Raw genomic sequence first — 25,448 nt, forward strand, 5'->3', positions numbered from 1 at the left:
AAATATATTTACTATTATAATAACAAGCGAATTAAGGCAAAATTAAAAGGCATGAGTCCAGTTCAATACCGAATTCATGCCCAGGTAGCTGCCTAATTTTTGTGTCTAACTTTTTGGGTTCAGATCACTCAAGGGTGGATTATTTTTTATGGTTATGAAATGACAGAATCGCCAAAATTAAACTAGCAAATGATATTGCAAGCATTAAGGCTTGAAAAACTGTCATTCAGCATCACCCCCTTTCTAAATGAGAGTGTGCCGACCACCCTTGAGATTCCTATTCTATTACCACTCAAGTTACCAGTTACAGGGTTAAAAGAACATATGTTTCATACAAGTTTTGCACCTTCCAATTGTATTGGCAGAAGAAAAAAGCACCTACCGATTTTCTGGAGGGTGTCCGGCACTTCCATTTAAGTCCGATTGTGTTCCACGCAGACGATCACTTTTCCCTTGGCGTGTCCTTCCCCAAGAAAACGAATAGCCTCTTCAACCTGACTTAATGAGTAGCTTCTATCTATAACGGGTACAAGTTTACCTGCAACGAAAAGTTCACTCAAATAATTTTGGTCCTTTTTGTTTGGTTTATGAATAAGGATCGCCATCTTCTTACCTTCCGTTTTATAAATCCTAGGTCCTAGCAACAATAGCTGCATGATTAGTAAAGTGGAGCCTCCAATCATCACATATGTTCCTTTAGGATTTAGTGCACGCTTGTAGTCGAAGATAGACTGGGTCCCTACTACATCGAGAATCAAATCATAAAGCTCCCCGTTTTTTGTAAAATCCACTTCCTTGTAATCTATCACATGGTCAGCACCAATGGATTTTAATGTATCTAATTTTTTCTTACTGTCCACACAAGTTACTTCCGCCCCAAATAATTTGGCCATTTGCAAGGCAAAGGTCCCTACACCTCCACCGGCACCATTAATTAACACCTTTTTCGCTTCATGAATCTGTCCTTTGTCGCGAAGCCCCTGCAGTGCTAGAACTCCCGCTTGCGGTATCGCAGCTGCCTCCTCAAATGTCATACTAGCCGGCTTCAATGTCAATGCCTCTGCATTAACACTTACATATTCCGCAAACCCACCCCAACCACACCAAGATATGTCCCCGAACACCTCATCCCCTACAGATAAATGCTTTACCTCGTTGCCAACGGCTTCAACCCTTCCAGCTATATCAGCACCCAGGATTTTGTATTTGGGTTTAAAAAAACCCCCAAGACGATTCAGGAATGGTTTGCCTCTCAGCAGGTCCCAGTCCCATGAATTGATAGAAACAGCATGAATCTTGACCAGTACCTCATTTGGTTTTACGACAGGCATTTCCAGCTCTTCTAGATGAAGTACGTCCGTCGTTCCGTATTTATGGTATACCATCGCTTTCATAATGGGATCTCCTTCATATTTGAGTTAAGAATTCATTCTGTTCCTGCCTTTACATTGCTCCTAAATTTAGACGAGATATAAGAGATTTATGCTTTAAGACTATCTTTATGAAGGTCGCATTTTAATATATGCGGGTTAGTATATATTTCTTTATTTTGTAAATCCCTTCCTTAAATAACCTGCCTCGTTGATAATAATCTAAACAAAAAACACTCAAAAATGTTGATTTAACAACAAGTGTGAGTGTTTTTTCGTTATTTTTTCAAAAAGAAATAAGAGGACTGACCCATTTAACATTCCATTTCCAACGAGAATTATAAATGGAAGAAAGGATATTCCCGGCTCCATTTGAAGCCGTTGCTTCTCTTGTCTTCCACTCCCATATTTTGTTCAAGAAAGTTAACGATTGCCTTGTAAGCAATCTGCTTATTTTTCAGTTTTGAAATCGTATGGCCTTCATCTTCGAAACGAATAAATTCCACCTGGTGTTGTTTTTCCCTTAATTTATTCACGATTTGCTCGGATTCTTGAATGTGGACACGCGGATCCCTTTCGCCATGGATGACTAATAGAGGAGAGGTAATTCGATCTGCATGATGTAATGGGTCAATTTTATCAAAAAAATCTCCGTCTCTTTCAATCGTTCCATATTCCGCTTCCCTTAGCATCTTACGCCAAGGACTTGTCGTTTGCAGGAACGTTCTAAGGCTAGACATTCCAACGATATCAATGGCGGCAGACCATAGGTGTGGATAGTGGCTGATAGCTGCAAGGACCATAAATCCTCCATAGCTGCCGCCCATTATCCCAATTCGATTAGGATCGATGTTCCCATGCACCTTAAGCCATTCCACTAAAAAAACAATATCTTTTACGGCATCCATTCTTTTTCGGACGTCGTCCAATTTCGTATACGTTTTTCCATAACCTGTACTCCCACGGATATTTGGGGTGCATACAGCATAACCTTTGCGGATTAGAAATTGTACAACTGGGGTGTATACAGCGCGAGACTGCATCTCAGGTCCGCCGTGAATGATAATGACTACAGGAAATTTTTCCACTGTATTTTTGGGCTTATAATAAAATGCTGGAATTTGAAGTTGATCAAATGAGCGATAACTTATAAGTTCTGGTTCAATGAATGTATGTTCCAATATAGGTGAACGGGAAACATAGGTAAGTCTCTCCAACTGTATCGTTTCTAAATCAAGCTCCCATATATCCGATGGGTGAGCCGGTCCATTAAAAACATAGGCCAATTTCTTACTATCAGGGGAAAATTTTAAATCTTTTATGATTCCAGTAGGTGTCTTCCACGTATATAGGTGACTGCTATTTAAGTCTAAAAGTAGACCCTTGGATATTCCACCCTCATTAATGGTAAAGGCTAACAAATTTTTATCTTTATTCATTTCGAGTTCTTCAAAATCCCAATTTCCTTGCTCCAGCCACATGAAATTTCTGGTTTTTATATGGATAAGTGCAAGGTCAAAAAACTCTCTATCTTTGTTTGATAATACGTAGATATGATCTCCATCTTTGCTAAAATGGACATCTCTGAAACTCGCTTCCCCTTTATGCTCTGTTATCCAGTCTACCAATCCTGTTGCCAGATCAAGAATACCCAAATCATTATCCAGCGGAGAATTGGTCTTTTGAACCAATATTGAATGGCCGTCTGGAGACCATTCCACTGCTGTAAATAGACCCTTACCGGTTAACACAGGATGAAACTTGAATGTTTCCAGACTTTGAATATAAAGATCAAAATAGGCTGGGTGCCTTCGATTACTTGACCAGGCAATCCATTTTCCATTTGGGGAGCTGCCTCCATAACGATGAAAATGATTTGGTGACTTTGTCAGCTCGACTAGTGTTCCATTCTCCTTAAGTAAGGACAATTGCTGATTTTCATTTCCGCCCATATCCATCCCAATAATCCGATCAGAAGTGCCGTTTACTTTGCCAATAAAGGTGATTCTGTCTTTTGTAAAAGAAATTTGTGCTGGCCATTCTTCCCCTCGACAAAGTTCCCAAACTTGTGGAACCCCCGTATAATCGGCGATAAAACTTAGCTTTTGACCATTAGGGGCATAGACAGGATTCTTGGCAGAACGAACATGTAAATAAGGATCAATACTCACTTCGAACAAATGCATCCCCCTCCCCGTTCCATTAAGGGATTTTCTCATCCAATCCATTATATTTGTAGAATTTTTTGTGGTGCCTGCTCGATATCATCATACAAGCCGATTTCCTTTCTAGGATATCGGCTATTTCTTTACTCTCTGTCTTCCATAAACATAAAATGTGCTAGGCACCTCCCCAATTTCTAGAGGGTGCCTGGCACTTGTTTTGGTATTCTTATTTTGACAGTTGTTGTATAGGAATAAACCGATAGTTTCGTAGTAAAACAGCTGCCAAACCAAGGATCAATGATAGAATCCCCACCAATACAACGTATTCAATACCCATTTCTGCTATAAATAATCCGCCTATTGCTGCCCCAAAGGTTGTTCCTAAGTTAGCAGCAGTGAGAAATAATCCATTCGCAAAATCTGGGGCCTCAGAAGCTGCAGACGTAATCCAATATTGATTGATGTTGCCTCCAATACCACCCAATATTCCCCAGATTAATGTCATGATCATCATCGGGACGCTAAACTGTCCGAACAAGAATAAAAGAATGTATACGACTCCCAATACCAATGGGAAAATGACGACAGTTTTGATTGCATTTTTCGTAAGTAGCTTTCCAGCAACAATACTGCCAATAATATTGGCTGCGCCATAAACAAATAAAAGGATACTAATAAGGTTCGACGACAAATTCGTCACATTTTTTAGATAGTCTGCAAGATAACTATATACGCCGAAGACGGCCGCATTTAACAAAATGACCGCAACAATCGAAAGCCATGTGATAGAATTCTTTAACACGGATAGCTGTGTGCCATAAGAAAGTTTTTCTGCAACAGGCATCGATGGAACAAACAGTAACGTTCCAACGAAAACAACTGCATTGACAACTGCAAAGAACGTCATCGCCATTTGCAATGAAACGGCGCTGGCAATAAAGCTCGCGATTGGCACGCCGACCACCATCCCGGCAGAAACGCCGATAAATATTTTGGAAACTGCTTTCGGGGCTTCCTCTTTACTTACCGATGCAGCCGCTACCGTAAACGCCAACGAGCAATAAACGGGATGAAATAATGCCGGAATCGCCCGGGCAATTAAGGCAACGGTAAAATTAGGGGCAAAGATTGCTACGACATTACCCACTACAAAAACACCCAGTACGAGCAACATGACCTTCTTTCGATTAATCCCTGAAAACAGTAACGGCATCGTTGGGCCTGCCGCTGCCACGACAAGGGCAAAACTGCTTACCAGCAACCCTGCTTTTGAAATGCTGATATCAAAGTGATCGGCAATATCAGGCAGGATCCCAATCACACCCATTTCGGTATTTAGAATGCCGAAGACGCCTACAGCTAATATAAAAATTAACAATTGATTTCGTTTCATTTTTTTAAAAAAACAGCTCCTCTCTTTAATAAAATGCCCCCACGTAATATGGGGGCATTTACCTTATCGTCATTGATATCTATCATATCCAATGCCGCTTGATGCACCCGTAATAACAACTACTTTATCTAGCATAGTAGACATTTTTTATATCCCATCCTTTCTATCTATAATTCTTATTTTAGTCGTGCTTTCTTCATATAACGAATACTTATATCTCATATCAAGAAATGCCTATTGAGCATTTCTGAAATATATTGAAGGACCGTATCACTTCTTTAGGAACAAAAAAACAAAGTTTACGGAAACAGCTTTTTATTAGGCTGTTTTCGTAAACTTTGTTTTTTTTAGCAAATTCTCTATAATGAAAATGTTTTTTAATTCCCTTAATATTTCTCCAAACTTTTCCAAGTTTGAGTTAGCCAATCTGCAAAAACGGTCTCTTCTTCAAATTGTGGATAATGTGCAGATTTTTCAAAGACGATAAATTCCTTAATAGGAGCCTTTACGTTATCATAATAGGCTTTTGCTGAATTCGTAGATGTCATATAATCATATTTACCCATGACAAAATAGAAAGGGATATCCAAGCTGTTAACTATTGTTGTAATATCATTCTCCTTTTCTTCAGAAAGTAATATACCCTGCGTGGCTGAAATCCCTTTTATATAACGAATGACATCAAGTAAATTATATTCGGGGTTTGTTAGAAATCCTATGTAATAATCCATATTATCATTAATTAACCTTGATGCCCCTCCATACTTCCGAACCAGGTCTCTAGGGGTATGTGCTTCCCCTTTTTTAATAGAATCCTCAAGAAGCTTGAGTTTATTTACATCCTTTCGATTTCCAGCTTGATGGGCCTGACTAATTGTATAGTTGAGGCTATCTAATTCACTATTAATATAATTTGAAACTTGACCAATCCCGATATATGCAGCATATTTTTCAGGAGCTTTATTTGCAGCCTTCATCCCTATGTATGTACCGAAGGAATGACCAATTAATAAAACCTTTTCTTTAGAAAATTTATTTTTTACATAGTTTGTTAGAGCCAATAGATCCTTAACATGTTGGTCTGAGGAAATAGTAGAATAATCCTCAAAGAACTGATATGATTTTCCACTTCCTCTTTGGTCATAATGAACAATCGTAAAATGCTCTTCAAGTAAATCTTGATACTTTCTAACATAAGGAATTTCAGAGCACCCCGGTCCACCATGTACGAAAATGATAATTGGATTGTTTTTATCAACACCTCTTATCATTACTTCAAGTTCCGTTCCGTTTATTTCTAAGCTCTCTAATAATGCAATGCTGTTTTCCCCATTTATCTTAGGTGTCCAAGTTGGAAACAATAGAATCAGAAGCAGGAACAGAGTTATTGATATGAAAAAAATGATTAACTTTCTTTTGCGACTCACATAGAAAACTCCTTACATGACTTCACAATCTTTTTTACACCACATTAAACTCAATCCCTGAATGTGTTGTCCATGCAAAAAGACGCCAACAGAAACAGCTCATTCATTTCGTTAGGACCAATCAACGCCACCCCAAGAGGATTGCAACTTTCGCAACAGAACAATTTGGCCGAGATGATATGTATCGTGCATCATGATATTACTGAGTAAACGCTCAATAGAATACCTGTTAGCTGCAAACGGAGCTTTTAACTTTTCATCGTCAAGGTCCGCAATGACCGTTTTTAATTTATTCATGACTCCATTAAGGCGCTGCACTGTCTGGGCCCACCCAATTTCGTCTTCTGGATCCCCCGGATTTCCAAAGGTTTCATCATTGTCTTCTGCTTTATGCGGATTCTCTGTGCCCTTAATTCGATGGATCACGTCTTCATTACAAAATATCAAGTGGTTGACAATCTGCCAAATCGAATTGCTGATTCCTGAACTAGTCCATGCTGCCTCAGCTGCATTGACTCCATGAAGCGCCTGTTTCATGGATGCAAACCACTCATTCTCATAGCAATGCATGTCGAGTTGTTCTAAAAACATTTTGGCTACAACTTGCATAAAACCCATCTCCTCACGGTTTAGCGTAATCTTACAAAGTAAAAGACAGTGTCGACCAAATAACAAAAAAAATGTTCTCAATGAAAGTTCCAATCATTATTTTGAGAATACAACAAAACCAAGTTCACTATGACTTATTCGACTCTTCCAGTTTAATTCCTTCTTCATGTACCTAACTACCATTACTTTTATTTCAAACAATCTTAAAACATTCCAGTTAAAAGTGGTCTCTTCCCCTTAATATTCATTCTAGTTGTGCAATAGGCGTCTAAACAAACACCTATATCTTATATTAAGATATGCTTGATGGGCATACCTGAAAAGGATATACTGAGACAAGCTAAAGGGGCGATTTTTATGGAATTTAGAGTTTTGCGCTATTTTCTTACAGTAGCAAGAGAAGGAAGCATTACGAAGGCTGCTGATTTTTTGCATGTGACGCAGCCAACCTTGTCCAGACAATTAAAAGACCTGGAACAAGAGTTGGGAAAAAAACTTTTCATTCGCAGCAGTCACAGTATCATTCTTACTGATGAGGGAATACTTCTGCGAAAGCGCGCAGAAGAAATCGTGGAGATGGTCGATAAATTAGAGGCTGAATTTCATTCGATGGAAGAAACGATCAGTGGGGATGTCTATATTGGCGGAGGGGAAACGGAAGCGATGAGGCAGATTGCTCGGGTCGTAAAAGATTTACAGCCACGCTATCCTGAAATTCGGTTTCACCTTTTCAGTGGAAATGAAGACGATGTAACGGAGCGGCTTGACCGGGGATTGCTGGACTTTGGGATACTTATCCAACCAGCTAATATTTCCAAATATAATTATATTCATGTCCCAGCCAAAGATGTTTGGGGCGTTGTGATGAGAAAGGACAGCCCTCTTGCTGTTAAAGATTCCATTCAAGCGGTGGATTTAGTAAACGTTCCACTCATCTGTTCACGGCAGGTATTGAAGCAGACTTTTTCCAAAAACGAATTTGCAGATTGGTTTGGCGAGGATTTTGATAAGTTAAACATTGTGACTACATACAATCTTGCCTATAATGCGGCGATTATGGTTGATGAGGGCATTGGTTATGCAGTTGTTCTTGATAAAATCGTTAATACGTCCAGCGACAGCAACCTTTGTTTCAGACCTCTGGAACCCCGCCTTGAATCCGGCTTAAATATGGTTTGGAAAAAGCATCAGGTGTTTTCCGCCGCTGCTGAATTTTTTTTGAAAGAAGTTCAGGCGAAATTTAGTCTTTAATGTGCTTGCTTAAAGACATTTTCCCTCCTCCTATGAGGATTTCGCTTTTAATTTCCAGATAATTACACATCGAAGGCATTTTTGCCTCTTTCCTAGCCCGTTTTGTCTTTAAGAGGCCTGATCAAAGACATTTTCTCCACTTCCCAAGCAGATTTTGTCTTTAATTATCCAGATAATTACAAATCAAAGTCGATTTTGGTCTTCTTTTCGCTGTTTTGTCCACAAAACGCCTGATTAGTTAAAAAGGGCAGCCCAATCTAAATGGCTGCCCTTTTTTGCGCAATAAGCTTATCTGTTAATTTCCCCCCAGCTTTCTCCTTTTCATGATGCGGGCAAAATTGATACAAATTCCAGCGAGGATCAATATCATGCCAACTGCCACCCAGTTATAGGTACTCGTAGCCGTGTTAGGCAGAGCATTTTCACCAGCATGAGGGCTTTTGATGTAGCTAGGAGCGTGCACCTTTCCGCCTTGGCCATTACCGTTGCTTGGCTGCTGTCCGTTTTGATTAGGGTTTTGGCCGGCATTGTCGGGACTTTGCCCGCCGGAATCAGGATTTTGCCCGCCGTTGTCAGGACCGTTACCCCCGTTATCCGGTTTTTGCCCACCGTTGTCAGGATCTTTACCACCCGTGTCAGGATTTTGCCCACTATCATCCGGGTCTTGACCAGACACAAAGTCCGCTGTGGCAAATCGGAAAATGTCAGATCGTCTTGTTGCTCCGTTTTCATCTGTAATGTTCATATACCAGTAATAAGTTTGGTTCGGCTGCAGGTCCTTCCACGCTACGGACGCTGTCTCACCCGATAATACACCCTTATCACTTCCAATTAACTTCTCCGAATAAACATTAACGCTGAAGTAATCGGTGGCGACCCGTTTATTGATATCAATTAACTGATAGTCTGCGGTGAAACTATCGACACCAGGCTCATCAAAGAAGTTCATATCATCCAAAATCGGCGAATAGGTTTGAATGCTGACCGTTTCATCAGCCGGATTAAAGGTCAATAACCGAACATAGCCATCGCCGCCATTCGGACCACCTTGATAATCCGAAAGCATTTCCAATACTTTTCTGGTAGAGCCATCTTGATTAGGGATTTCGGAGACGCGGGTCGCTACTCCATGGTAATGGCCTCCCATCACCATTTTTACATTCTCGTTTGGCACGATAATTTGGTCAAATACATTCTGAGACATTTTAGACAAGGTAGCACTGTACTCTAAGTAGGCATGCATGACTAAAATCGCATTTCGGTCCGAGTGCTTTTGCAGGACTTCGTTCGCCCAGGCAATCGTTTCCGGTGTATCTTCCAAACCAAAGCCAAGGTAGACAATCACAAAATCATGGCCGCCAAATGACATGAGATCATAATGGTTGCGATTGTTATCCATCGAGCCGCCATACCATGGATTGTGTTTATACCGTTCTTCCCCAACCCACTTGTAGTAATAGGAATAATCAATTCCATCAATGATGCTGTCATGGTTTCCGGCGAGAACCCCATATGGAACACCAGCCTCATCCAATTTTTTTAGGTTTCGATCGGCCACAGCCCACTGGGCATCATCATTCGCAATATTGACGATATCCCCGGAATGAATCGCATACTTAAACGTTCCCTTTTGATACTCGTCTACAATCCAATCCCCTAAACCATCAAAAATATAATGATAGGTTTCGGCATAGTACTGAGTATCGGTGAACCAAAGCATTGTAAACGGATCATTGGCATTTTTGACTTCATCCTGGACCATGGCTTGGATTTTGCCATCCTTGATGAATTTTTCTTTGTCGATCTCTACAGTCAGGACAATGTCAGACTCGGCAGCATCCCCAGTTGCCGATTTCATCGCTGTCCACTTGCCTGCACTGTAATCCCATGCATAAAGCGTAACCTTTCGATTTGGTAGTGTTTTTCCCTTCCAATAAAGTTCCACTTTATCACCTGGGGTTAATTCTTCGTCCACTTCGACTTCAAAACGATGATAAGGGAATCCCATGTTGGAATCATTGACCAGATAATCACCATCAGCATAGGCAAGCTTTTTCTTGTCTGCTTCAGATAATTCCGTTTCGCCTGTCGATTCAACTGTTAACGGCGGCTCTCTGTCCGCGATATGGCCAAACCCTTTGATCCCATCGTTGCTGGCAAAATCATACTTGCTTCCCTGATAAAAATCCACATCGATTTTATCGCCATTTGGATCGGTAACTTTAGCCTTTAACGTGGCATTCTCCGCAACCTTTTCGCCAAAGTCGGCAGGTGACAGTTCGGATGGCTGGTCAGGTGTTTCGGAATCGATTGTAAAAGACACTGAATAGAATGATAGATTTCCGGCGCCATCATAAACATTCACATGCAATTCATGGTTTCCGGGCTCGAGTTTGGCCGATGATGTTTCATATGGAAACTCAACCGGTTTTCCATCCAGCTTTGCTTCTACCTTGGCTATACCTGTCAAATTATCCTCGGCATCTACTGCAAATGTGAATTTCCCTCTAATCCGTTCACCCTCAGTAATCAGCTTGCCTGTCGAATAGGAAATCCCCTTAATGACAGGGTCGGTATTATCAAAAGTAACGGCAGCAAAATCTGGCTGTGCGCCATTTTGGTCAAGCTTTAGCAGATAGGTTCCATCTGCATAAGCAGTTGTGTCAATCTCGGCATATTGCGCTGTTAACTTTTCTGCCGGGATGTTGAAGATAAAGTCACTCTTCATTGGTTTTGTAAAATTGGTGCTAGTCGGTGCACTGCCATCTCCGAATGGATAAAATACATTTTCCCGATATGGCAATACTGTTTGCTGCAAGTTTCCTAAATAGCTGCGTACGCTCTCAGGCTTAATCATGGTGCCATCAGGCAAGACGAGATGCACATTGATGACCTCAAAATCATCAAAATTCAATTTATTAAAATACTGCTCATGGACATCGAGGTCATACGGAACATTTTCACCGCCTGAGTGAATCGACACGATTTGATCGGAAATAAAGTATCCTGGAGCTACATCATAGGTGTACCATGCCCCATCCACATAGCTAGGCAATATTCTAGTAAAATATTCTCGTTCACCCGCAGCATTTTTTGCGCTGGCGGATGCTTGATAAATATAGTCAATACCCTGAGCCTGGAATCCCAACTTTGCTTTTCCCGGCAGAGCAGGTTTTGTTTCCAGTTTTTGCCCATCCAATGATAGGACCAACTGATTTGGAGCTGTTTTTCCATAGGCATATAAGCCAACTTTGCCGCTCAAGCTTTCCCCATCGGCGATGGACATGCCTGATTCAGGGTACTCAATGCCTATGGCTTCGTCGATGACGGTGATTTGATTTCCGCGTGAATTATAAGGGACCTTTGTTATATTACCACTGGCATCTTCGGTAACAATCATGTATCGGTATGACCCAAGTTCTGCAATATTTAGTCTGGCTTCATAAACGTATTTTCCAGTTTCCTGTCCTTTCAAACTCATGACCGTTTTATTGGTAAAGTCGGTTAAAGGATTTTTAGCGGTACCGTAAACCAACTCTGCCTTTGCCAATGGTTCATGGCTTGCAATCGTAATGGTATGGTCCTTCCCCTGCTGGATTTGATAGAATGGCTGATTATGTTCAATCATTGGTGCCACAACATCTAACCCTTCTGGCGCAGGGACTTGTCCTTCGTCAATACTACCAGGGTTGGAAAATGCTCTCGTTCCAGTCCGCTCCATTAGTTTTCCTGATTCAGGATAGTTATAAAGAACGGCACTGTTACGGATATCGTTGACCATCCGGTCCGGGCTGCCAACGCTTGATGCGTCATACCATGCTTCGACGATGATATCGTTGACAGAGTCAGAACTAGAAATGGCAAAGCCTCTTTCCAACGAGTTAGGCAGGTTAAAGTCGGCAGAATTTTTATTATCGTAAAAAATAATATCCTGTTCATCCACATTAGAATTGTAATGGATATTGAAATCCTCCGCTGTTGTGAAACCGGCCGTTACTGCTTCTTTGGCAAACCAAATGATTGCAGTGCTGTATGGCTCAATGGCCGTTTCTTGAGGAATGGTCCATTTTTTAGGCGCTGGTGAATTGTTAGGATACAAATAGAACAGTGTGTAGCCCTTTAAATTCAACAATTCATTGGAGTTATTATAAATCTCCATGAACTCATATTGGTTCCCACTGCCTCTACGATAATCGCCAGCCGGATTCGGCGTCATTTCTGTAATTAGAATTTTCGGCGGAACGGCATTGGCTGGGTCGTTTACAACCACCTCAAAGGTTTCCGATTGAACAGTTGATTCACTGTCAGCCGCTTCAATATAGTAATTGATGACCGCTCCGGAAATGGCATCTGCTGCAAGCTTATAAGTGTAGCTTCCATTTGCTTTTGCTTCCATGGCGACCTTCGTGAAATCACCATATGGATTAAACCGGTAATATAATGAAACGTTTAACGAATCACCATCCGCATCGTTAACGGCTGTTTCAACCGTATAATCGGATCCTTTTTGAATTGGACCTGCAGGCTGATGGGTGATTACTGGCTTTTGATTCGAGGATGGAACAAGCTGGCCGGCATCCACCACACCTGCTGTCGGGTCGCCTTTACGAATAAAAGCCTCAACCGTTACTCCTTGTTGCGGTACACGCGTATGAAAACTTTTTCCATCCGCCGTATCCTCACCTGTGAACCTTATTTCACTAATAATATCGCTGTCATTGCTCTTGGTTGTAATATAGAAGCTGCGGTCGCTATCGTTTGGAAGTGCATCCTGATTGCGTACTTTAAAAACCGGAACATCACTCGGGACGTTATGGTAGGCTCTGAAATCAGCTTCCTTTAAATTGGCAGCATCACCTGTAATAGCTGGATTTGTTCGTTCCACCCATAATACCGCTGGTGTATTGGCCGGAATTTTTACATTCAGATCGGTTTTGTCATCCGCTGCTGTAACGGCCAAATCCTTGGTGCCCGAACGCCAATCGTAGCGAATTTTATAGATGCTGTTGAAATCAAGCTCTTCGTCTGTATGGTTGTAGATTTCGACAAACTCAAATAAATCATTTGATCCAGCCCCATTAATATGGCTGTTACTTTTATCATTAGGATAAATCTCTGTGAAAAAAATCGGATACTCACTTTTAGGTTGTTCTGGTTCAGCTGGCACGCCGGAGGAATCTATCGCAGTTGTAAAAACGTCTGTTTTTACCGTTTCCTTTCCGTCGTTTGCCGTTATGTAATACTGTACCGCATTTCCACTTATTTCTGAGGCTGAAATTGTATAGATATAACCAGAATCCCCTTTAGTCATAGCTGCTTCTTTGTAGGACTCTGCCGCATTTGCACGATAAAATAAATGAACAGATAATGGATCGCCATCTCCATCGGCAATCGCTGCTGTTACGGTAAAATCAGTCGCTTCCGGAATGGATTGAACTGGATTGTGGCTGATGGCTGGCTGATTATTCGCTGTTGGCACCAACTGTTCAGCTTGAACACTCCCTGGTGTTGGCTGGCCTTTTTTAACAAAGCTTTCCATGGTTGTCCCGCTTTTTGGGACTTTTACATGATAGCTTAGCCCATCTCCGACGTCTTCGCTTGTATAATGAGCATCGCTCAAAATGACATTATTGTCTTCTTTACTAGTAATGTAAAATCCACGATCGACATTATTCAGGCCGTCTTGTCCGCGGAGTTTAAAGACTGGGACTTCGGCAGGAATTTGATGGTATGCCCGAAAATCTACTTCGGTCAGTGATGCGGCAGCACCGGTAATTTTGGAACTTGTCCGCTCCACCCATAACACGGCAGGTGATTGTGCCGGAATAACAGCACTCAGATTCGTGGGATCGTCCGCAGCTGTTACAGTAAGATCCTTCACATTGGAAACATAATCATAACGGACTTTATAAACACTATTAAAATCTAATTCACTATTTGTAGTATTATAGATTTCGATGAATTCGAATAGATCATTATCCCCTGCCCCTTCAATTTGATTATTGGCTTTGTCATTGGGATAAATTTCGGTAATCATAACCGGCTGCTGAATACTGCTGTTTTGCTGATTTTCAGCAGCGAATGCACTTGTCGCATTCACGAATGGGTTAATAAGGATTAATAGACTTAATACAATAGAAAGTACCCGTTTCATCTCCATTACTCTCCCTTTCTTTACATTTTATATAACCATTACCCTGTTCCTACTATCTTCCCGCTCCCACTTTCACCCTTTCTCGGAATCTTCCGCCAATTTTATAGTTCTTTTCTATTGTAAATTTCTAATATTAATAGATTGGTAATTAACTGTATACTTTTGTTTAGTTCTTGTAATTTATGTAAACTCGGATTCATAATTTATACAAAGTAAATACTGGATTGCAGCTGGTTAGCAACAAATAAAAAAGCGAACAGTACAATCACTGTTCGCTTTCAGGCGGTTTTTACAATAGAGTTTGTAATTTTTCTTCTGTAACGGATTCATAGAGAGCATATTCTGCATTGGTCATGACTGCCCAATACCTGTCACCGTACGACCAATGCCACCATTCCGTAAAGTAATTGACAAAACCTACAGACTGAAGGGCGTTTGCCAGTAATTTACGATTTTGAATGGCTTGTTCGCTAATGTTTGTTGCAGCAAAAAAAGTAGCATTGTCAGTATCTTGTGGTATCGCATCGAATGGTGTGCCCAGATCCAATTCTATACCATCTGAATCTATTAGGGTTAGGTCAATGGCCCCTCCTGTTGGATGAGGAGCTACGTGGGGAGGAGCAACATATTTTGATGCTTCCGAGATTATATAGTTCATATCTTGATTCGCTGAATTTTCTTTTACCCGTTGTATCGAACGTTCAAAGGCTAACTGTTGAAGATGTACAGGTCTGAATCCTTCCTTAATTAGAAAACGTAAACCATTGGGAAGAAATTTTTTAGCATCAGAAAGCTTATTGGCAACCGAAAGACGAACATAGGAAAAATAAGGTGTTCTATTTGAAAGAGAGTGGTCCACCACTAATTCAGGGTCAAAGTTAACAAGGTCAACAAATGGTTCTTGAAAAGGCTGTATATTCATTTCGGAAACTAATGGGTCACTCATTAATACATTTCTTAATTGTTTCATAACATGTTTCCTTTCCTGTTCCTTTTATTTTTTTTAATAGAACAATTGCATTATTAAAAGTGCTATTCCTTAAATCTTCCCATTATATACGTGCTATAGTAGTTTCCGTCCGAATGAATTCGATCTTTTTTTATTATTCCTTCGATTTCAAAACCGAGTTTTTTGTAAAGTTCAATCGCGTTCCCATTTGTTTCTAGAACATTCAGTACCATTTTTGTTATTCCGTTTGTGTCAGCCCAGGAAATGCTTTCTTTCATGAGGTTTTTTCCAATGCCATATCCCCAGAAATCTTTTTGTACACCTATGCCAAATTCAACCTTATGAACAAAACGTTTTAAATCTGAACCTTCACATCTCGAATAGCCTACTAATCTATCTTCCACCTCGGCCACTAAAAATAAGTGTCTCGGGTGGTTGGTATCCGTTTCGATGATTCGTTCAAACCCTTCTTCGTCGATGAACGCTTCACCCTTTTCTCTATCCATATTTTCGGTCTCACCATCAATCTGCAATCTTAATTCCGACAAACTCTTAGCATCCCTTTTCACTGCAGACCTAATTGTGTACGTTACATCTTTTACCTTGAACTCTTGGTGAGTAATCATCATGAAAAACACTCCATTTCAATACGGATAAATATACCCATTCAAATTCCTGCCATCCATTAGATCTTGCTATATTTGCATCCGGTTATTCAACACTTTCCTGATTGGTCGAAAAAATAAATAACCAACGTACCCTACGAAACCTCCGAACGTATTGGTGATTAAATCGGTTACATCAAATATTCTCGAAGTAGGACTCCCCCACCATGCGCTTAGTAATTGAGAACCCTCAATTGCCAAACTAAAAAGAAAGGACATGATAATAGTGCTCAAAACACCCCGTTTCTTGACCAAAGGGTACATAAATCCAAACGGCATCATCATTAAGATATTTAAAAAAATGCCTCTAACAGCCCCATTGTAATGCATTCTTAAATCACGAAAAGGTGTGAGATTGCCTTCATTCAAAATAATCCTATTCATTGCTCCAGTTGGTGGGTGAAATGGCATGATCGTTACAAATAAAACCATCACGATATAAAGGTACATAAATGTTTTAAGGAAAAATTCCTGTTTGGTTGCTTTTTTCCATCTTTTATAAAAGTACAAAAAGTATAATAAACCCAATAATAGAAAATTAATAAGATAGTCCAAATTACATCCTCCAGTTCCATCGTAAGTTCTTCTCATTTTATTTAACCATTAATTAGACGATGAAATGGAGTAATCGTTCCAATATTTTAGGTATTTTTCGTTCTTTTCCTATCTAACAAAAAAATGGGCTTTTCTTCGTACCTATCTATCCATTTATAGATTCGTTCTTGCAAAACCATATCTCGTGCACCCTTTCCTGTTGTTTTATCGATTTATAATCCTCCCCAAAATAGGAAAAAACACTTAATTTTTCTGACAATCACTGCTACAATTTTCTTAAAAGCTAGAGTAAAGGAATAAACTATGATTATCTTATTAAATTCCGATACACCCCACTATTTACAAATTTATAACCATATAAAAAGCGAAATCACGACAGACCACCTGCGGGTAAATGACAAGCTTCCCTCAATCAGAAAACTGGCTGAATTCCTCGGTATCAGTACGACACCCGTGGAACTCGCCTATCAGCTATTAGTTTCGGAGGGATTTGTGGACAGCAGACCTCGGGCAGGCTATTTTGTGCAAAACATCCCGGAGCCCTATGCTCGGTTGGAATTCCAACAGGAGAATCGTCAGGCATTGGCACCGGTTTATCCTTCAAGAGATCGTCATGTATACCCTTATGATTTTCACATGTCCAAAATTGACCGCGCCGCCTTTCCAATCAAAACTTGGCGGAAGCTTTATAGTGAAACGTTGTTTGATGAACAATTTGAATTGGATTATGGCAACCCGCAAGGTGAAGCAGGATTACGTCAGGAAATAGCCCAATACCTCCATCAATTTCGCGGTGTCCAATGTTCGCCGGAACAAATTGTCATCGCCGGAGACCAATCTTTTTTAATCTTTATTCTTTCTTCCCTGTTACAGCAAGATTTTAAAGAACTTGCCATCGAGAATCCTGGGTATTTTTTAATTCCATCCCTATTCCGAAGGATGGGATATTCGATTTTGCCGATACCCCTCCATCAGGAAGGCATCAATGTGGAGCATCTCTATGAGAGTGGAGCCAGATTGGTCGTGACTACACCTTCTCACCAATTCCCTACTGGAACCACGATGTCGAGGGAACGCAGATGGGCCCTACTGGAATGGGCCGATAAAAAGAACGGCTATATTATTGAGGATGACTATGATGGGGAATTTCGATATTATGGCGAACCCCTTCCTTCACTACAGGGGTTGACGCCAAACCCAAACGTGATCTATTTGGGTGGTTTTTCCCAGGTACTCGCACCTGCTATCTCGATTCACTATATGGTTTTGCCTCAGAACCTGCTAGAGGATTATCATCGCTTGCGGATCCAACTGATGCTGGAGCAATCGGCATCAAGGATGCAGCAAATCACGCTTCAACGATTCATTGAACGGGGTTTTCTGGCCAAACATGTGCGAAAAATGAGACAGCTCTATAAAGAAAAGCATGATAGATTATTATTCTCTATTGAAAAATATTTGAACAAAACAGTGACCGTAATTGGCAGAGACGCCGGGTTTCATCTATTGGTGAAAGTAAACGATTCCCGCTCATCCGAAGAACTAGTCGCACTTGCAAAAGATAAAGGGGTAAGAGTAGCAAATGGTGCTTTCTATTGGTCACAACCCCTCGAGCCCCCGACCACCATTATGATTGGATTTGCTGGTATCCCTTTAGATTTAATTGAGGAAGGAATCAAAGCGCTCGCAAATGCCTGGTATTCCTCATCATGAACAGAAGGACCTGCTGTAAGGTCCTTCTGTAAAAATTTTTAAAATTTACCTGGATCTTTCACTTTAATGGAGGAAACTTCCCCGCATTCCTTACAGAATGTATAAATCAGGGAAGAACCTGTACTGAACGTCATGCCGAGTGGCATTAACTTTGCATGGCCATTGCTCACTTTCCCACTCGCAAATGTTGTGCCCTCACATGAGCGGCAAGTCATAACTTGCTCATTATTCAAGATTATCACCTCATTTTTTCGATAAATTCAGATTTTAATAGTCCCATTATAATCGTATCATGATATTCGTAATTGTAATAAATGCTTTCCCGTTTAATTCCTTCCTGCTTGAACCCAAGTTTCTCGTATGCCCGAATGGCCCTCGCATTATAGGAGTATACCTCCAATTCGATTCGATGAAGATCGTACACGCCAAATCCATAATCCAATAGCAGTTTCATTGCCTCGGTTCCGTACCCTTTTGACAGATATTGATCATTGGAAATTTGCACCCGAATATAGGAACTTCTGCTTAACAGATCAATATAGTTTAATTCGACATCCCCGATTGGTTCATTCGTTGAATTATCAACAATCACTAGAAAAATACGACTATCATGCTTACTAATTTTCGAAAAATATTCAACCATGAATTCTTTGCTGTAGACTTTTTTTAAGCCGGTTAATCTTCTAGTTTCCTGAATATATAAACCTTGGTACAGAAACTCAAGGTCGCCCTCATTGTATGGCCTTAAGAATACCCTTTCCCCTACTAAGAATCTTTCTTGATTATTCATTTTGAAAATCCCTCCCTGCCTTACTATAAATAATCATTCATTAGGAGGAAATGGACAGTTTTGAAAATTTTTAAGTGACAGTCTCTTTTTTTAAAAATAAGGTGTGAAATAAAAAAACGGTCATCCTGCAAAATGGACTGACCGTTTTATGTATGACTAACTACATATCTAAATCTGTAAATGCATAAGGTACTAATTCCCTTAGCGTCAATTCTAAAATTTCCTATTTTATCTAAAAATGTCCTTATTTAAAGTGAAACTGCCGAACACACCCCTTTAAAACATTAATTAGACGATGGAATTGAGTAATCGTTCCAATCTTTTGGGTTTTTTTGTTCTTTCTCCCACCTCGACTGCTTTAAATTCTATTTACCAATTAAGCTCTTGGCAGCACCATCTCTAATTAATTGTGCATCATCCTGTAGAATAAAGCCTTGTTTAAGAATGGCATTCGTTGCGTGGTTTATTTTAGAAACATAGGCGCCATGGTTAGGATATAGCCTTCTTAATGTGACTGGATCAAACGGTTCATGAGAACCATATAAACGCTCAAAGCCTGGTCCTGAATTATTTCCTGTATTCACAGCAGTCGGAACCTCGTGTTCTGGCAGTCGAATGCCTCCTAAGGCATTTCCATAACTATCCCTTACTTTCGTAATGCCATCTGCCATCCACGTAAACCGAGGAGAACTTGGAGGAACAACACGACCGTCAATCCACTTTACCATGTAGTCATAAGCCGCATTTTGTACATAGGTAAATGGAATTCTGCTAAATGGCGGGCGGTCACTTTCAACAGGGGTGATTCCTCCTAAATCTCTAATCAGTGTCGGCTCATATCCCTGTCTTTGGATTAAATCCACATGGGATGTTCCCGCTACCTCCCAGCGACGGAAGTTTTCTGTATCTTGCTCATCACTGGCAGCAATCGTTGCTGTACTTGTTGCTCGACTGACGTCCGTTTCTGCCATCGTCCGGAAGATTTTCGTGTCCAGATCCTTTCGTAAAGGTGTGGATGCTCCACGGATAACAAAGCCGTCTATCACACGATGAATCGGGTGCACACTATTATAGTAACGGGCGAGGTAACCGGCAGATTGGGAATGACCCGTTGCAATGATTTTCTTGACCTTCAATCCATCTAGTGGATTGGTTCCTTTTGGAACTCGAAGTGCTTGAGCAACCTGTGAATAAATATCATAAGACAATGCATCGTTGATTATTTTTCCTTGATCCGTTACATCTAGGGTTTGATAACGGTCACTCCAAACTTTAAGTCGATCGACACCAACACGCTGTGCAGAAACCCCTACCCAGGCATACCCGGCCCGGGTTATGTAGTCACGAGATAGGTACCAATCAAACTCAATATCTAGTCCCGCTGTTACGTTGGACCATTCAAGAAGCACTGTACCGTTAAAATCCTTTTGATCTACAGGACGACGGACGACTATCCTGGTTTTATATTCGGTGTTTCCATTTGCCATTTCTGTTCCCGTGCCTAATGAAGGCAGCGTATATTGGCGTGCCTCTCCTTCCACAAAGAACTCCTCTTCGACATATCCAATCTTAGCTAAATTCATGTTTGTTGCACCGAAAGGATAATCATGAGACGGGTCACCTGGTGTGACAGATGGGATAGGTCCTGTCACAGTGGGATTCGGAACACTAGAAGAAGAATCTGCCGAAGCGTCAGCAGCAAACAAAGAAGTAGTAAGGGCAAAGATGGAAAGTAAAGATAGATATTTTGCGAGCTTTTTCAAAAAATATTCCCTCCTTGTTCATTCCAATGGATTTCGATAGCTTTGCTCTTTGTTTACTCCTTTCTTTTGAATTATGCAGCAACAAAATTATTTAGCCTGCCTAAATAAATCATAACATGTAGTATAATTAATTTTCTGAATTTTCCTTCGACAATGTGAGACGAAATCTCTCATTTTTTTTAAAATACTTTTTGCTACAAATAAATATTAGCTTTAAGAAGTACAAATAAATGTAAAAGGAACCGTGCCAAGCACCTTCGCATTATGTGTCTTAACCAAAAAAATGGACCGACGGATTATTCATCCATCGATCCCTTTCAAAATTATCGCGTTACCGTGTTTTTACAAATATTGGTGTCGGAATCCATTCTTCTCGCAAGATTTACAAGGAGGTAGACGATGGGTGTCGTCATGATGGCTGCAAAAAATTTGAACATGTACTGAGTCATAATTAGGGTCCCCAAAATCGCGATTGGCATGGTTCCATAAAATGCAATCGTAATAAATATGGTGGTATCAATCAATTGGCTCAGCATGGTGGAGGCGTTATTCCGCAGCCAAAGCTTTTTATCCCCATGCCTGTTCTTCAATTTATTAAACACAAACACATCCAGATTTTGGCTGACCGTGTAGGAAATGAGACTTGCCAAAATGACCCGGAAGCTTCCATTGAAAATGGTTTCAAATGAAGCTTGGTCTTTAAACACAGGTGCCGCCGGCAAATGGACGGTAATGGCGATAAAGATGAGAGCAAGAATTTGTGTTGCTAATCCTGCCTTAACCGTTCTTTGGCCTTCTTTTTTTCCATAAACCTCAACGATCACATCGATTATCGGATAAGTAAAAATATATACAATGACTGCCACTGGCAGAATGAATGTGTCTCCAATGCTAAATAACTTAACGGCCACGATATTGGCTAAAACCAATAACCCTACAAAAATACCATTTAAATAAAAAATCATTTTTTTAACCCTTCCTTATCTGTTATCAATTTTTTCAGGATACAGATCATGATTCATCAAGCGGAATTGGGCCATTTCTTCATATTTGGTTCCCGGTTTTCCATAATTGCACCATGGATCAATAGAGATTCCGCCGCGCGGGGTAAATTTCCCCCAGACCTCCATATATCTTGGGTCAAGCAACTTGATTAAATCATTCATAATGATATTGACACAGTCTTCGTGAAAGTCCCCGTGATTTCGGAAACTGAACAAATATAATTTTAGCGATTTGCTTTCGACTATTTTCTTGTCAGGGATGTAGGAAATATACATCGTGGCAAAGTCGGGCTGCCCTGTCAGCGGACAAAGGCTCGTAAACTCTGGGCAATTAAACTTCACGAAATAATCCCGGTTAGGATGGAGATTATCGACGGACTCCAATACTTCCGGTGCGTATTCAAATACATATTTTGTTCCTTGATTCCCTAGTAGGGTTAAATCCTTTAAACCTTCCTTATGACTTCTTCCAGACATAAAAAAAACCTCCTGTAAAATGTAGGGTTCCCACACTTTCACAGGAGAGTTTCACACTTCCATTCTATTGCAAACTAAAAAGGATAAAAACATAAAAAGCCACATCCTTATGGACATGGCCTTGTGTCATGAATCCATAGTTTTTTATAGAGGGTATCAGCTATGAACCTCTCCCGCTCAAGACGGGTATTCTTTTTTCTAACTATACTATAAAGAAGGCAGTTCTATTCGTCAACAGAAAAATGATTCTTAACATACACAAAATAAATACAACGTTATTGGAGTACACTTAAATATTATTTTCACACGGCTAGTCTATTTGGGAACTGTCCCCTCCGTTCTCCAGCAGCGGAGTTTCAGCTGTTACCCCTAACTTATTTAGTAGTTTAGCAATCGTTTTCATGCCACTATGGGGATTAATTTTTGTTTCAATTTAGTAAGTCTCACCGGTCATAATCGATTCATATGTATGGATAGACGGAAATTTTTTTCTGTTTTTATGGACTGGTTGGAACGCAATCGCATAACGGTTTCCTCTATCCCCGCCTCCAAGAATAAAGCCATCTTCTACAATCTGACGAAGAGGGAGTTGATACTCTTCAATCCACTGTAATGTCTTTTTCCAAAGTTCAGGAACAGAATTCCCAAAAATAACCTCTTGTTTACCCTCATGATGAATGACGATATGGAGCTCGTCCCATCTCTTATGAATGTTTCTTTGGAATGGCGTCGAAAAGTTCCATAACTCCTCTACATCGTTTTCCTCGTCAAGAATCCATTTGATGGTCCTGAAAACTTCACTATAGGTTTCGGTCACGACAGTGTTCATATAGTTTCTTTCTTCACTGTCTGCCTCATTTGATATTTCGTAATCGCTTTAAAAACATCTTCAAAACGATCATAAATCGACCGGACCAATGTTCGTTCTTCTTCAATCGTCGCCAATTTTTCACGCTTCCCTTTATAAGGCATCCGCAGTGCATCTACATACTGCTGAATAATGGGCTTGGCGTAAATGCTTAAATCGGGGTTTTCCAGGCAAGGCATCAGAACAATGTCTACTAATTGCTGATAATCGATTCCATACCATTTTGAACTGCCGAACGTTGCTTCATTTGATTCTTTAATTTGGCTTTTTGGTACCAACCCTACAAGAAGATACGTTTCATCTTTAAATTTTTCTAATACCCTAGCATGTGTCTTTCCGTCGGATCCAATAGCCAAGATAAAAACCTGGAATGCCATGTTTCTAAATGGGTAGCCCAACAACATGGAAGACATTCGGTCGATCAATCAGGAATTTTAAAGCGACAAAGTCCTTATCCATCGTTAATTCATATAGCATTCGTTTTAGTGATTTCAAATTTAATTTCCTCCGTTATGTGATGATCTAAGAAGACACAATTAGCCTACTATATTACTAAATTAAAAACTTTTAAACTACTAAATCGCTTATTATTGAGCTTGCGTGATCGTCAGGATAGAATCATTGGAATTGGAAAAACCTATGGGCCTTATTTGCTTTCGGCAAATTTATAAAAATGGCTATCAATTTCCTCATCAAATTGATAGCCATTTTTATGTAACATATTTAATTAAACGATTAAAAAGTTGCGTTTTTTTACCATCATTCCTGATTATTTCTGTCTTCATCCGTGTTTCCTGCCAAATTATTAACGGCATTTTTTGTTGCATCCACTGTTTTCATTGCAATATTCTCTGTTGCTTCTAAGGCGTTGTGCACCGTTTCAAAAGCGGAACCCGCGGTGTTTTTTATGCTTTCTGCAATACCTTGGTTATTCTGTTGATTATTTCTTCGGTTTGCCATTTATTTCACCTCCAATCGCCGTTAGAATATGTATTTTTCATTTATTTATACCAATCCGCCCGTTCCATATGAGGAAATGGAATATCCGTATCGACCTCTCCTTCCATCCTCTTCAAGTGAAAGTCTTCCCCTTGTACCCATTTGGAGAAATCAAACTTGGTTGGTTCTTGGTCCCCACCTAGTACAACCCAGGACTCCAATTCCCTTGGAAAATAGGCGGAGGTATGGATTGTTCCGGCCCAGCTGCCATAAAGCTTGGAAAACACGCCCTGACCGGTGTCATTCAAGAGCCTGAAGGCTTCAAAGCCGCTCATTTCACGTGTTTGATTTTCTTCTACAATTTGCAATCTCTTATTCGAATCCTCCAGAATATGACGGTTTTCTTCGGTCAGAATTTTAAAGTGATTGGTGCACGCATAGCCTTGCCGGACTTCCACTCTTCTTGGAGAGGTTTCGACAATAACGGGTGGCTCGCCGGATTGATCAAATAGCGTATAGGCAAAGGATCCGCGGTGGGGAACCACTTTCAGCAGTTCAACCGCTTCCTTGGTATTGGCGCAGCATTCCAGGATGAGTCTGCCAATCATATGGCAAATAAAGCCGTTTCCGGGCCGTTTGCGGTTCATAAACGTATAGCCCATTGCAAGGCCCTGTTCATTCATTCCGTCACTTCGGCCGGTAATCTTTTGGCTTACCCCAATGGTCGCAAAGCCTCCATCCGTTGGCTTGTAAATCACATAGCGTCCATCGTAGGTTTTTGGATGATAGTCATAATTGCGAATCATAAAATGATCCCCAACATAAATCGAACATCCCGAAGGATTGATTTTCACTCTGTATCCGCCGAACTCAAGCAATACCCTTTCCATCGGCCACTCCAAAGCATCCCGCAACCCAATCAATTCTTCCCAAATGGGAGGAGCTAGCTCTTGGAAAATCATTTCGGTTTCTTTCCTATCAATTCGAAACTGAGGCTTACGGACTTCCCATTGCCGCTCCCGATTTCTGACCAATATTGAATCCTTGAGTAGTTTACCCTGCTTAAAGCCAAAATCATAATGTGTCCCACGAAATTGAATGATGTCTGCATATATTTTTTTCATAAAAAGCTCCTTCAAGTGCTGCATAATAAAAATGATGCTTGTGCTAATTGTAGTGTGAAAAGACTTGATAATTGGATAAATAAAAAAACGACAGTTACCCTGTCGTCAGGCTGTCGAGAAACTTTCGACAGCCTTTATTTTATATAACCACTTTAATAATTCACCGCGTTAATTTGTTATAATGATATTAATCAAAAACTATTTGATATGTCTGTTGATTTGCGCTCCAGGC

22 protein-coding genes and 1 riboswitch are annotated in these 25,448 nt (G+C 40.4%); of the genes, 3 read left to right on the forward strand and 19 right to left on the reverse strand.

Annotated features, from left to right (window positions below; all coding sequences use genetic code 11):
- A partial coding sequence (locus M3234_RS27960) for an IS3 family transposase (protein WP_262305499.1) occupies positions 1 to 96 on the forward strand: 96 nt, incomplete at its 5' end.
- 43 nt (positions 97 to 139) lie between these two features.
- On the opposite strand, the gene M3234_RS29810 is transcribed toward M3234_RS27960, so the two are convergent.
- The 6 genes from M3234_RS29810 to M3234_RS27985 form a co-directional block, all read right to left on the reverse strand.
- Positions 140 to 226 (reverse strand): putative holin-like toxin, encoded by an 87-nt coding sequence (locus tag M3234_RS29810; RefSeq protein WP_396954002.1) that lies wholly within the window; start codon positions 224 to 226, stop codon positions 140 to 142.
- 187 nt (positions 227 to 413) lie between these two features.
- Positions 414 to 1,394, reverse strand: a complete 981-nt coding sequence (locus M3234_RS27965) for an NAD(P)-dependent alcohol dehydrogenase (RefSeq protein WP_262307805.1) — start codon at positions 1,392 to 1,394, stop codon at positions 414 to 416.
- A 314-nt stretch (positions 1,395 to 1,708) separates the two neighbouring features.
- Positions 1,709 to 3,541, reverse strand: coding sequence for a S9 family peptidase (locus M3234_RS27970; protein ID WP_262307824.1), 1,833 nt, complete (start codon positions 3,539 to 3,541; stop codon positions 1,709 to 1,711).
- Between the two features lie 220 nt (positions 3,542 to 3,761).
- Positions 3,762 to 4,928: an MFS transporter gene (locus tag M3234_RS27975; protein ID WP_262307806.1), complete on the reverse strand. Its 1,167-nt coding sequence runs from the start codon at positions 4,926 to 4,928 to the stop codon at positions 3,762 to 3,764.
- Positions 4,929 to 5,314: 386 nt separating this feature from the next.
- Complete coding sequence (locus tag M3234_RS27980) at positions 5,315 to 6,355, reverse strand: alpha/beta fold hydrolase (protein ID WP_262307807.1); 1,041 nt, start codon at positions 6,353 to 6,355, stop codon at positions 5,315 to 5,317.
- A gap of 111 nt (positions 6,356 to 6,466) precedes the next feature.
- Complete coding sequence (locus M3234_RS27985) at positions 6,467 to 6,964, reverse strand: DinB family protein (protein ID WP_262307808.1); 498 nt, start codon at positions 6,962 to 6,964, stop codon at positions 6,467 to 6,469.
- 357 nt (positions 6,965 to 7,321) lie between these two features.
- On the opposite strand from M3234_RS27985, the gene M3234_RS27990 reads away from it, so the two are divergent.
- Positions 7,322 to 8,215, forward strand: a complete 894-nt coding sequence (locus tag M3234_RS27990; protein WP_262307809.1) for a LysR family transcriptional regulator — start codon at positions 7,322 to 7,324, stop codon at positions 8,213 to 8,215.
- Between the two features lie 295 nt (positions 8,216 to 8,510).
- On the opposite strand, the gene M3234_RS27995 is transcribed toward M3234_RS27990, so the two are convergent.
- The 4 genes from M3234_RS27995 to M3234_RS28010 form a co-directional block, all read right to left on the reverse strand.
- A complete protein-coding gene (locus M3234_RS27995; RefSeq protein WP_262307810.1) occupies positions 8,511 to 14,369 on the reverse strand; it encodes a lamin tail domain-containing protein in 5,859 nt (1,952 codons plus the stop codon).
- A 289-nt stretch (positions 14,370 to 14,658) separates the two neighbouring features.
- On the reverse strand, positions 14,659 to 15,339 hold the full coding sequence (locus M3234_RS28000; RefSeq protein WP_262307811.1) for a M15 family metallopeptidase: 681 nt from the start codon (positions 15,337 to 15,339) through the stop codon (positions 14,659 to 14,661).
- A gap of 62 nt (positions 15,340 to 15,401) precedes the next feature.
- The gene (locus tag M3234_RS28005) at positions 15,402 to 15,947 is read right to left on the reverse strand and encodes a GNAT family N-acetyltransferase (RefSeq protein WP_262307812.1); all 546 of its coding nucleotides are present in this window, start codon (positions 15,945 to 15,947) and stop codon (positions 15,402 to 15,404) included.
- A 66-nt stretch (positions 15,948 to 16,013) separates the two neighbouring features.
- Complete coding sequence (locus tag M3234_RS28010; protein ID WP_262307813.1) at positions 16,014 to 16,538, reverse strand: VanZ family protein; 525 nt, start codon at positions 16,536 to 16,538, stop codon at positions 16,014 to 16,016.
- A gap of 303 nt (positions 16,539 to 16,841) precedes the next feature.
- On the opposite strand from M3234_RS28010, the gene pdxR reads away from it, so the two are divergent.
- Positions 16,842 to 18,251: a MocR-like pyridoxine biosynthesis transcription factor PdxR gene (gene pdxR / locus M3234_RS28015; protein WP_262307814.1), complete on the forward strand. Its 1,410-nt coding sequence runs from the start codon at positions 16,842 to 16,844 to the stop codon at positions 18,249 to 18,251.
- Between the two features lie 38 nt (positions 18,252 to 18,289).
- On the opposite strand, the gene M3234_RS29905 is transcribed toward pdxR, so the two are convergent.
- The 9 genes from M3234_RS29905 to M3234_RS28060 form a co-directional block, all read right to left on the reverse strand.
- On the reverse strand, positions 18,290 to 18,484 hold the full coding sequence (locus M3234_RS29905; protein WP_262307815.1) for a hypothetical protein: 195 nt from the start codon (positions 18,482 to 18,484) through the stop codon (positions 18,290 to 18,292).
- Between the two features lie 5 nt (positions 18,485 to 18,489).
- Positions 18,490 to 19,041: a GNAT family N-acetyltransferase gene (locus M3234_RS28025; RefSeq protein WP_262307816.1), complete on the reverse strand. Its 552-nt coding sequence runs from the start codon at positions 19,039 to 19,041 to the stop codon at positions 18,490 to 18,492.
- Positions 19,042 to 19,406: 365 nt separating this feature from the next.
- The gene (locus tag M3234_RS28030) at positions 19,407 to 20,804 is read right to left on the reverse strand and encodes an alpha/beta hydrolase domain-containing protein (RefSeq protein ID WP_262307817.1); all 1,398 of its coding nucleotides are present in this window, start codon (positions 20,802 to 20,804) and stop codon (positions 19,407 to 19,409) included.
- Positions 20,805 to 21,127: 323 nt separating this feature from the next.
- On the reverse strand, positions 21,128 to 21,769 hold the full coding sequence (locus tag M3234_RS28035) for a queuosine precursor transporter (protein ID WP_262307818.1): 642 nt from the start codon (positions 21,767 to 21,769) through the stop codon (positions 21,128 to 21,130).
- Between the two features lie 15 nt (positions 21,770 to 21,784).
- Positions 21,785 to 22,285: a preQ(1) synthase gene (gene queF / locus M3234_RS28040; protein ID WP_262307819.1), complete on the reverse strand. Its 501-nt coding sequence runs from the start codon at positions 22,283 to 22,285 to the stop codon at positions 21,785 to 21,787.
- A 130-nt stretch (positions 22,286 to 22,415) separates the two neighbouring features.
- A riboswitch (PreQ1 riboswitch) is annotated at positions 22,416 to 22,462 on the reverse strand.
- A gap of 256 nt (positions 22,463 to 22,718) precedes the next feature.
- The gene (locus M3234_RS28045) at positions 22,719 to 23,114 is read right to left on the reverse strand and encodes a hypothetical protein (protein ID WP_262307820.1); all 396 of its coding nucleotides are present in this window, start codon (positions 23,112 to 23,114) and stop codon (positions 22,719 to 22,721) included.
- Positions 23,111 to 23,509, reverse strand: a complete 399-nt coding sequence (locus M3234_RS28050; RefSeq protein ID WP_262307821.1) for a hypothetical protein — start codon at positions 23,507 to 23,509, stop codon at positions 23,111 to 23,113. Before M3234_RS28050 ends, M3234_RS28045 begins: the two co-directional genes overlap by 4 nt.
- A 403-nt stretch (positions 23,510 to 23,912) precedes the next feature.
- Positions 23,913 to 24,113, reverse strand: coding sequence for a hypothetical protein (locus M3234_RS28055; RefSeq protein WP_262307822.1), 201 nt, complete (start codon positions 24,111 to 24,113; stop codon positions 23,913 to 23,915).
- A 41-nt stretch (positions 24,114 to 24,154) separates the two neighbouring features.
- The gene (locus M3234_RS28060) at positions 24,155 to 25,216 is read right to left on the reverse strand and encodes a C45 family autoproteolytic acyltransferase/hydolase (protein WP_262307823.1); all 1,062 of its coding nucleotides are present in this window, start codon (positions 25,214 to 25,216) and stop codon (positions 24,155 to 24,157) included.
- Between the last annotated feature and the right edge of the window lie 232 nt (positions 25,217 to 25,448).

Origin of the sequence: Neobacillus niacini (genome assembly GCF_023715785.1) — a bacterium.
GTDB lineage: Bacteria > Bacillota > Bacilli > Bacillales > Cytobacillaceae > Neobacillus > Neobacillus niacini_E.

Bases quoted from the DNA above. Each gene is read 5' to 3' on its own strand.
- M3234_RS29810 (WP_396954002.1), bottom strand. From the start codon at position 226: ATGACAGTTTTTCAAGCCTTAATGCTTGCAATATCATTTGCTAGTTTA.
- M3234_RS27965 (WP_262307805.1), bottom strand. From the start codon at position 1,394: ATGAAAGCGATGGTATACCATAAATACGGAACGACGGACGTACTTCAT.
- M3234_RS27975 (WP_262307806.1), bottom strand. From the start codon at position 4,928: ATGAAACGAAATCAATTGTTAATTTTTATATTAGCTGTAGGCGTCTTC.
- M3234_RS27985 (WP_262307808.1), bottom strand. From the start codon at position 6,964: ATGCAAGTTGTAGCCAAAATGTTTTTAGAACAACTCGACATGCATTGC.
- M3234_RS27990 (WP_262307809.1), top strand. From the start codon at position 7,322: ATGGAATTTAGAGTTTTGCGCTATTTTCTTACAGTAGCAAGAGAAGGA.
- M3234_RS27995 (WP_262307810.1), bottom strand. From the start codon at position 14,369: ATGAAACGGGTACTTTCTATTGTATTAAGTCTATTAATCCTTATTAAC.
- M3234_RS28000 (WP_262307811.1), bottom strand. From the start codon at position 15,339: ATGAAACAATTAAGAAATGTATTAATGAGTGACCCATTAGTTTCCGAA.
- M3234_RS28005 (WP_262307812.1), bottom strand. From the start codon at position 15,947: ATGATGATTACTCACCAAGAGTTCAAGGTAAAAGATGTAACGTACACA.
- pdxR (WP_262307814.1), top strand. From the start codon at position 16,842: ATGATTATCTTATTAAATTCCGATACACCCCACTATTTACAAATTTAT.
- M3234_RS28025 (WP_262307816.1), bottom strand. From the start codon at position 19,041: ATGAATAATCAAGAAAGATTCTTAGTAGGGGAAAGGGTATTCTTAAGG.
- M3234_RS28035 (WP_262307818.1), bottom strand. From the start codon at position 21,769: ATGATTTTTTATTTAAATGGTATTTTTGTAGGGTTATTGGTTTTAGCC.
- queF (WP_262307819.1), bottom strand. From the start codon at position 22,285: ATGTCTGGAAGAAGTCATAAGGAAGGTTTAAAGGATTTAACCCTACTA.
- M3234_RS28045 (WP_262307820.1), bottom strand. From the start codon at position 23,114: ATGAACACTGTCGTGACCGAAACCTATAGTGAAGTTTTCAGGACCATC.
- M3234_RS28055 (WP_262307822.1), bottom strand. From the start codon at position 24,113: ATGGCAAACCGAAGAAATAATCAACAGAATAACCAAGGTATTGCAGAA.
- M3234_RS28060 (WP_262307823.1), bottom strand. From the start codon at position 25,216: ATGAAAAAAATATATGCAGACATCATTCAATTTCGTGGGACACATTAT.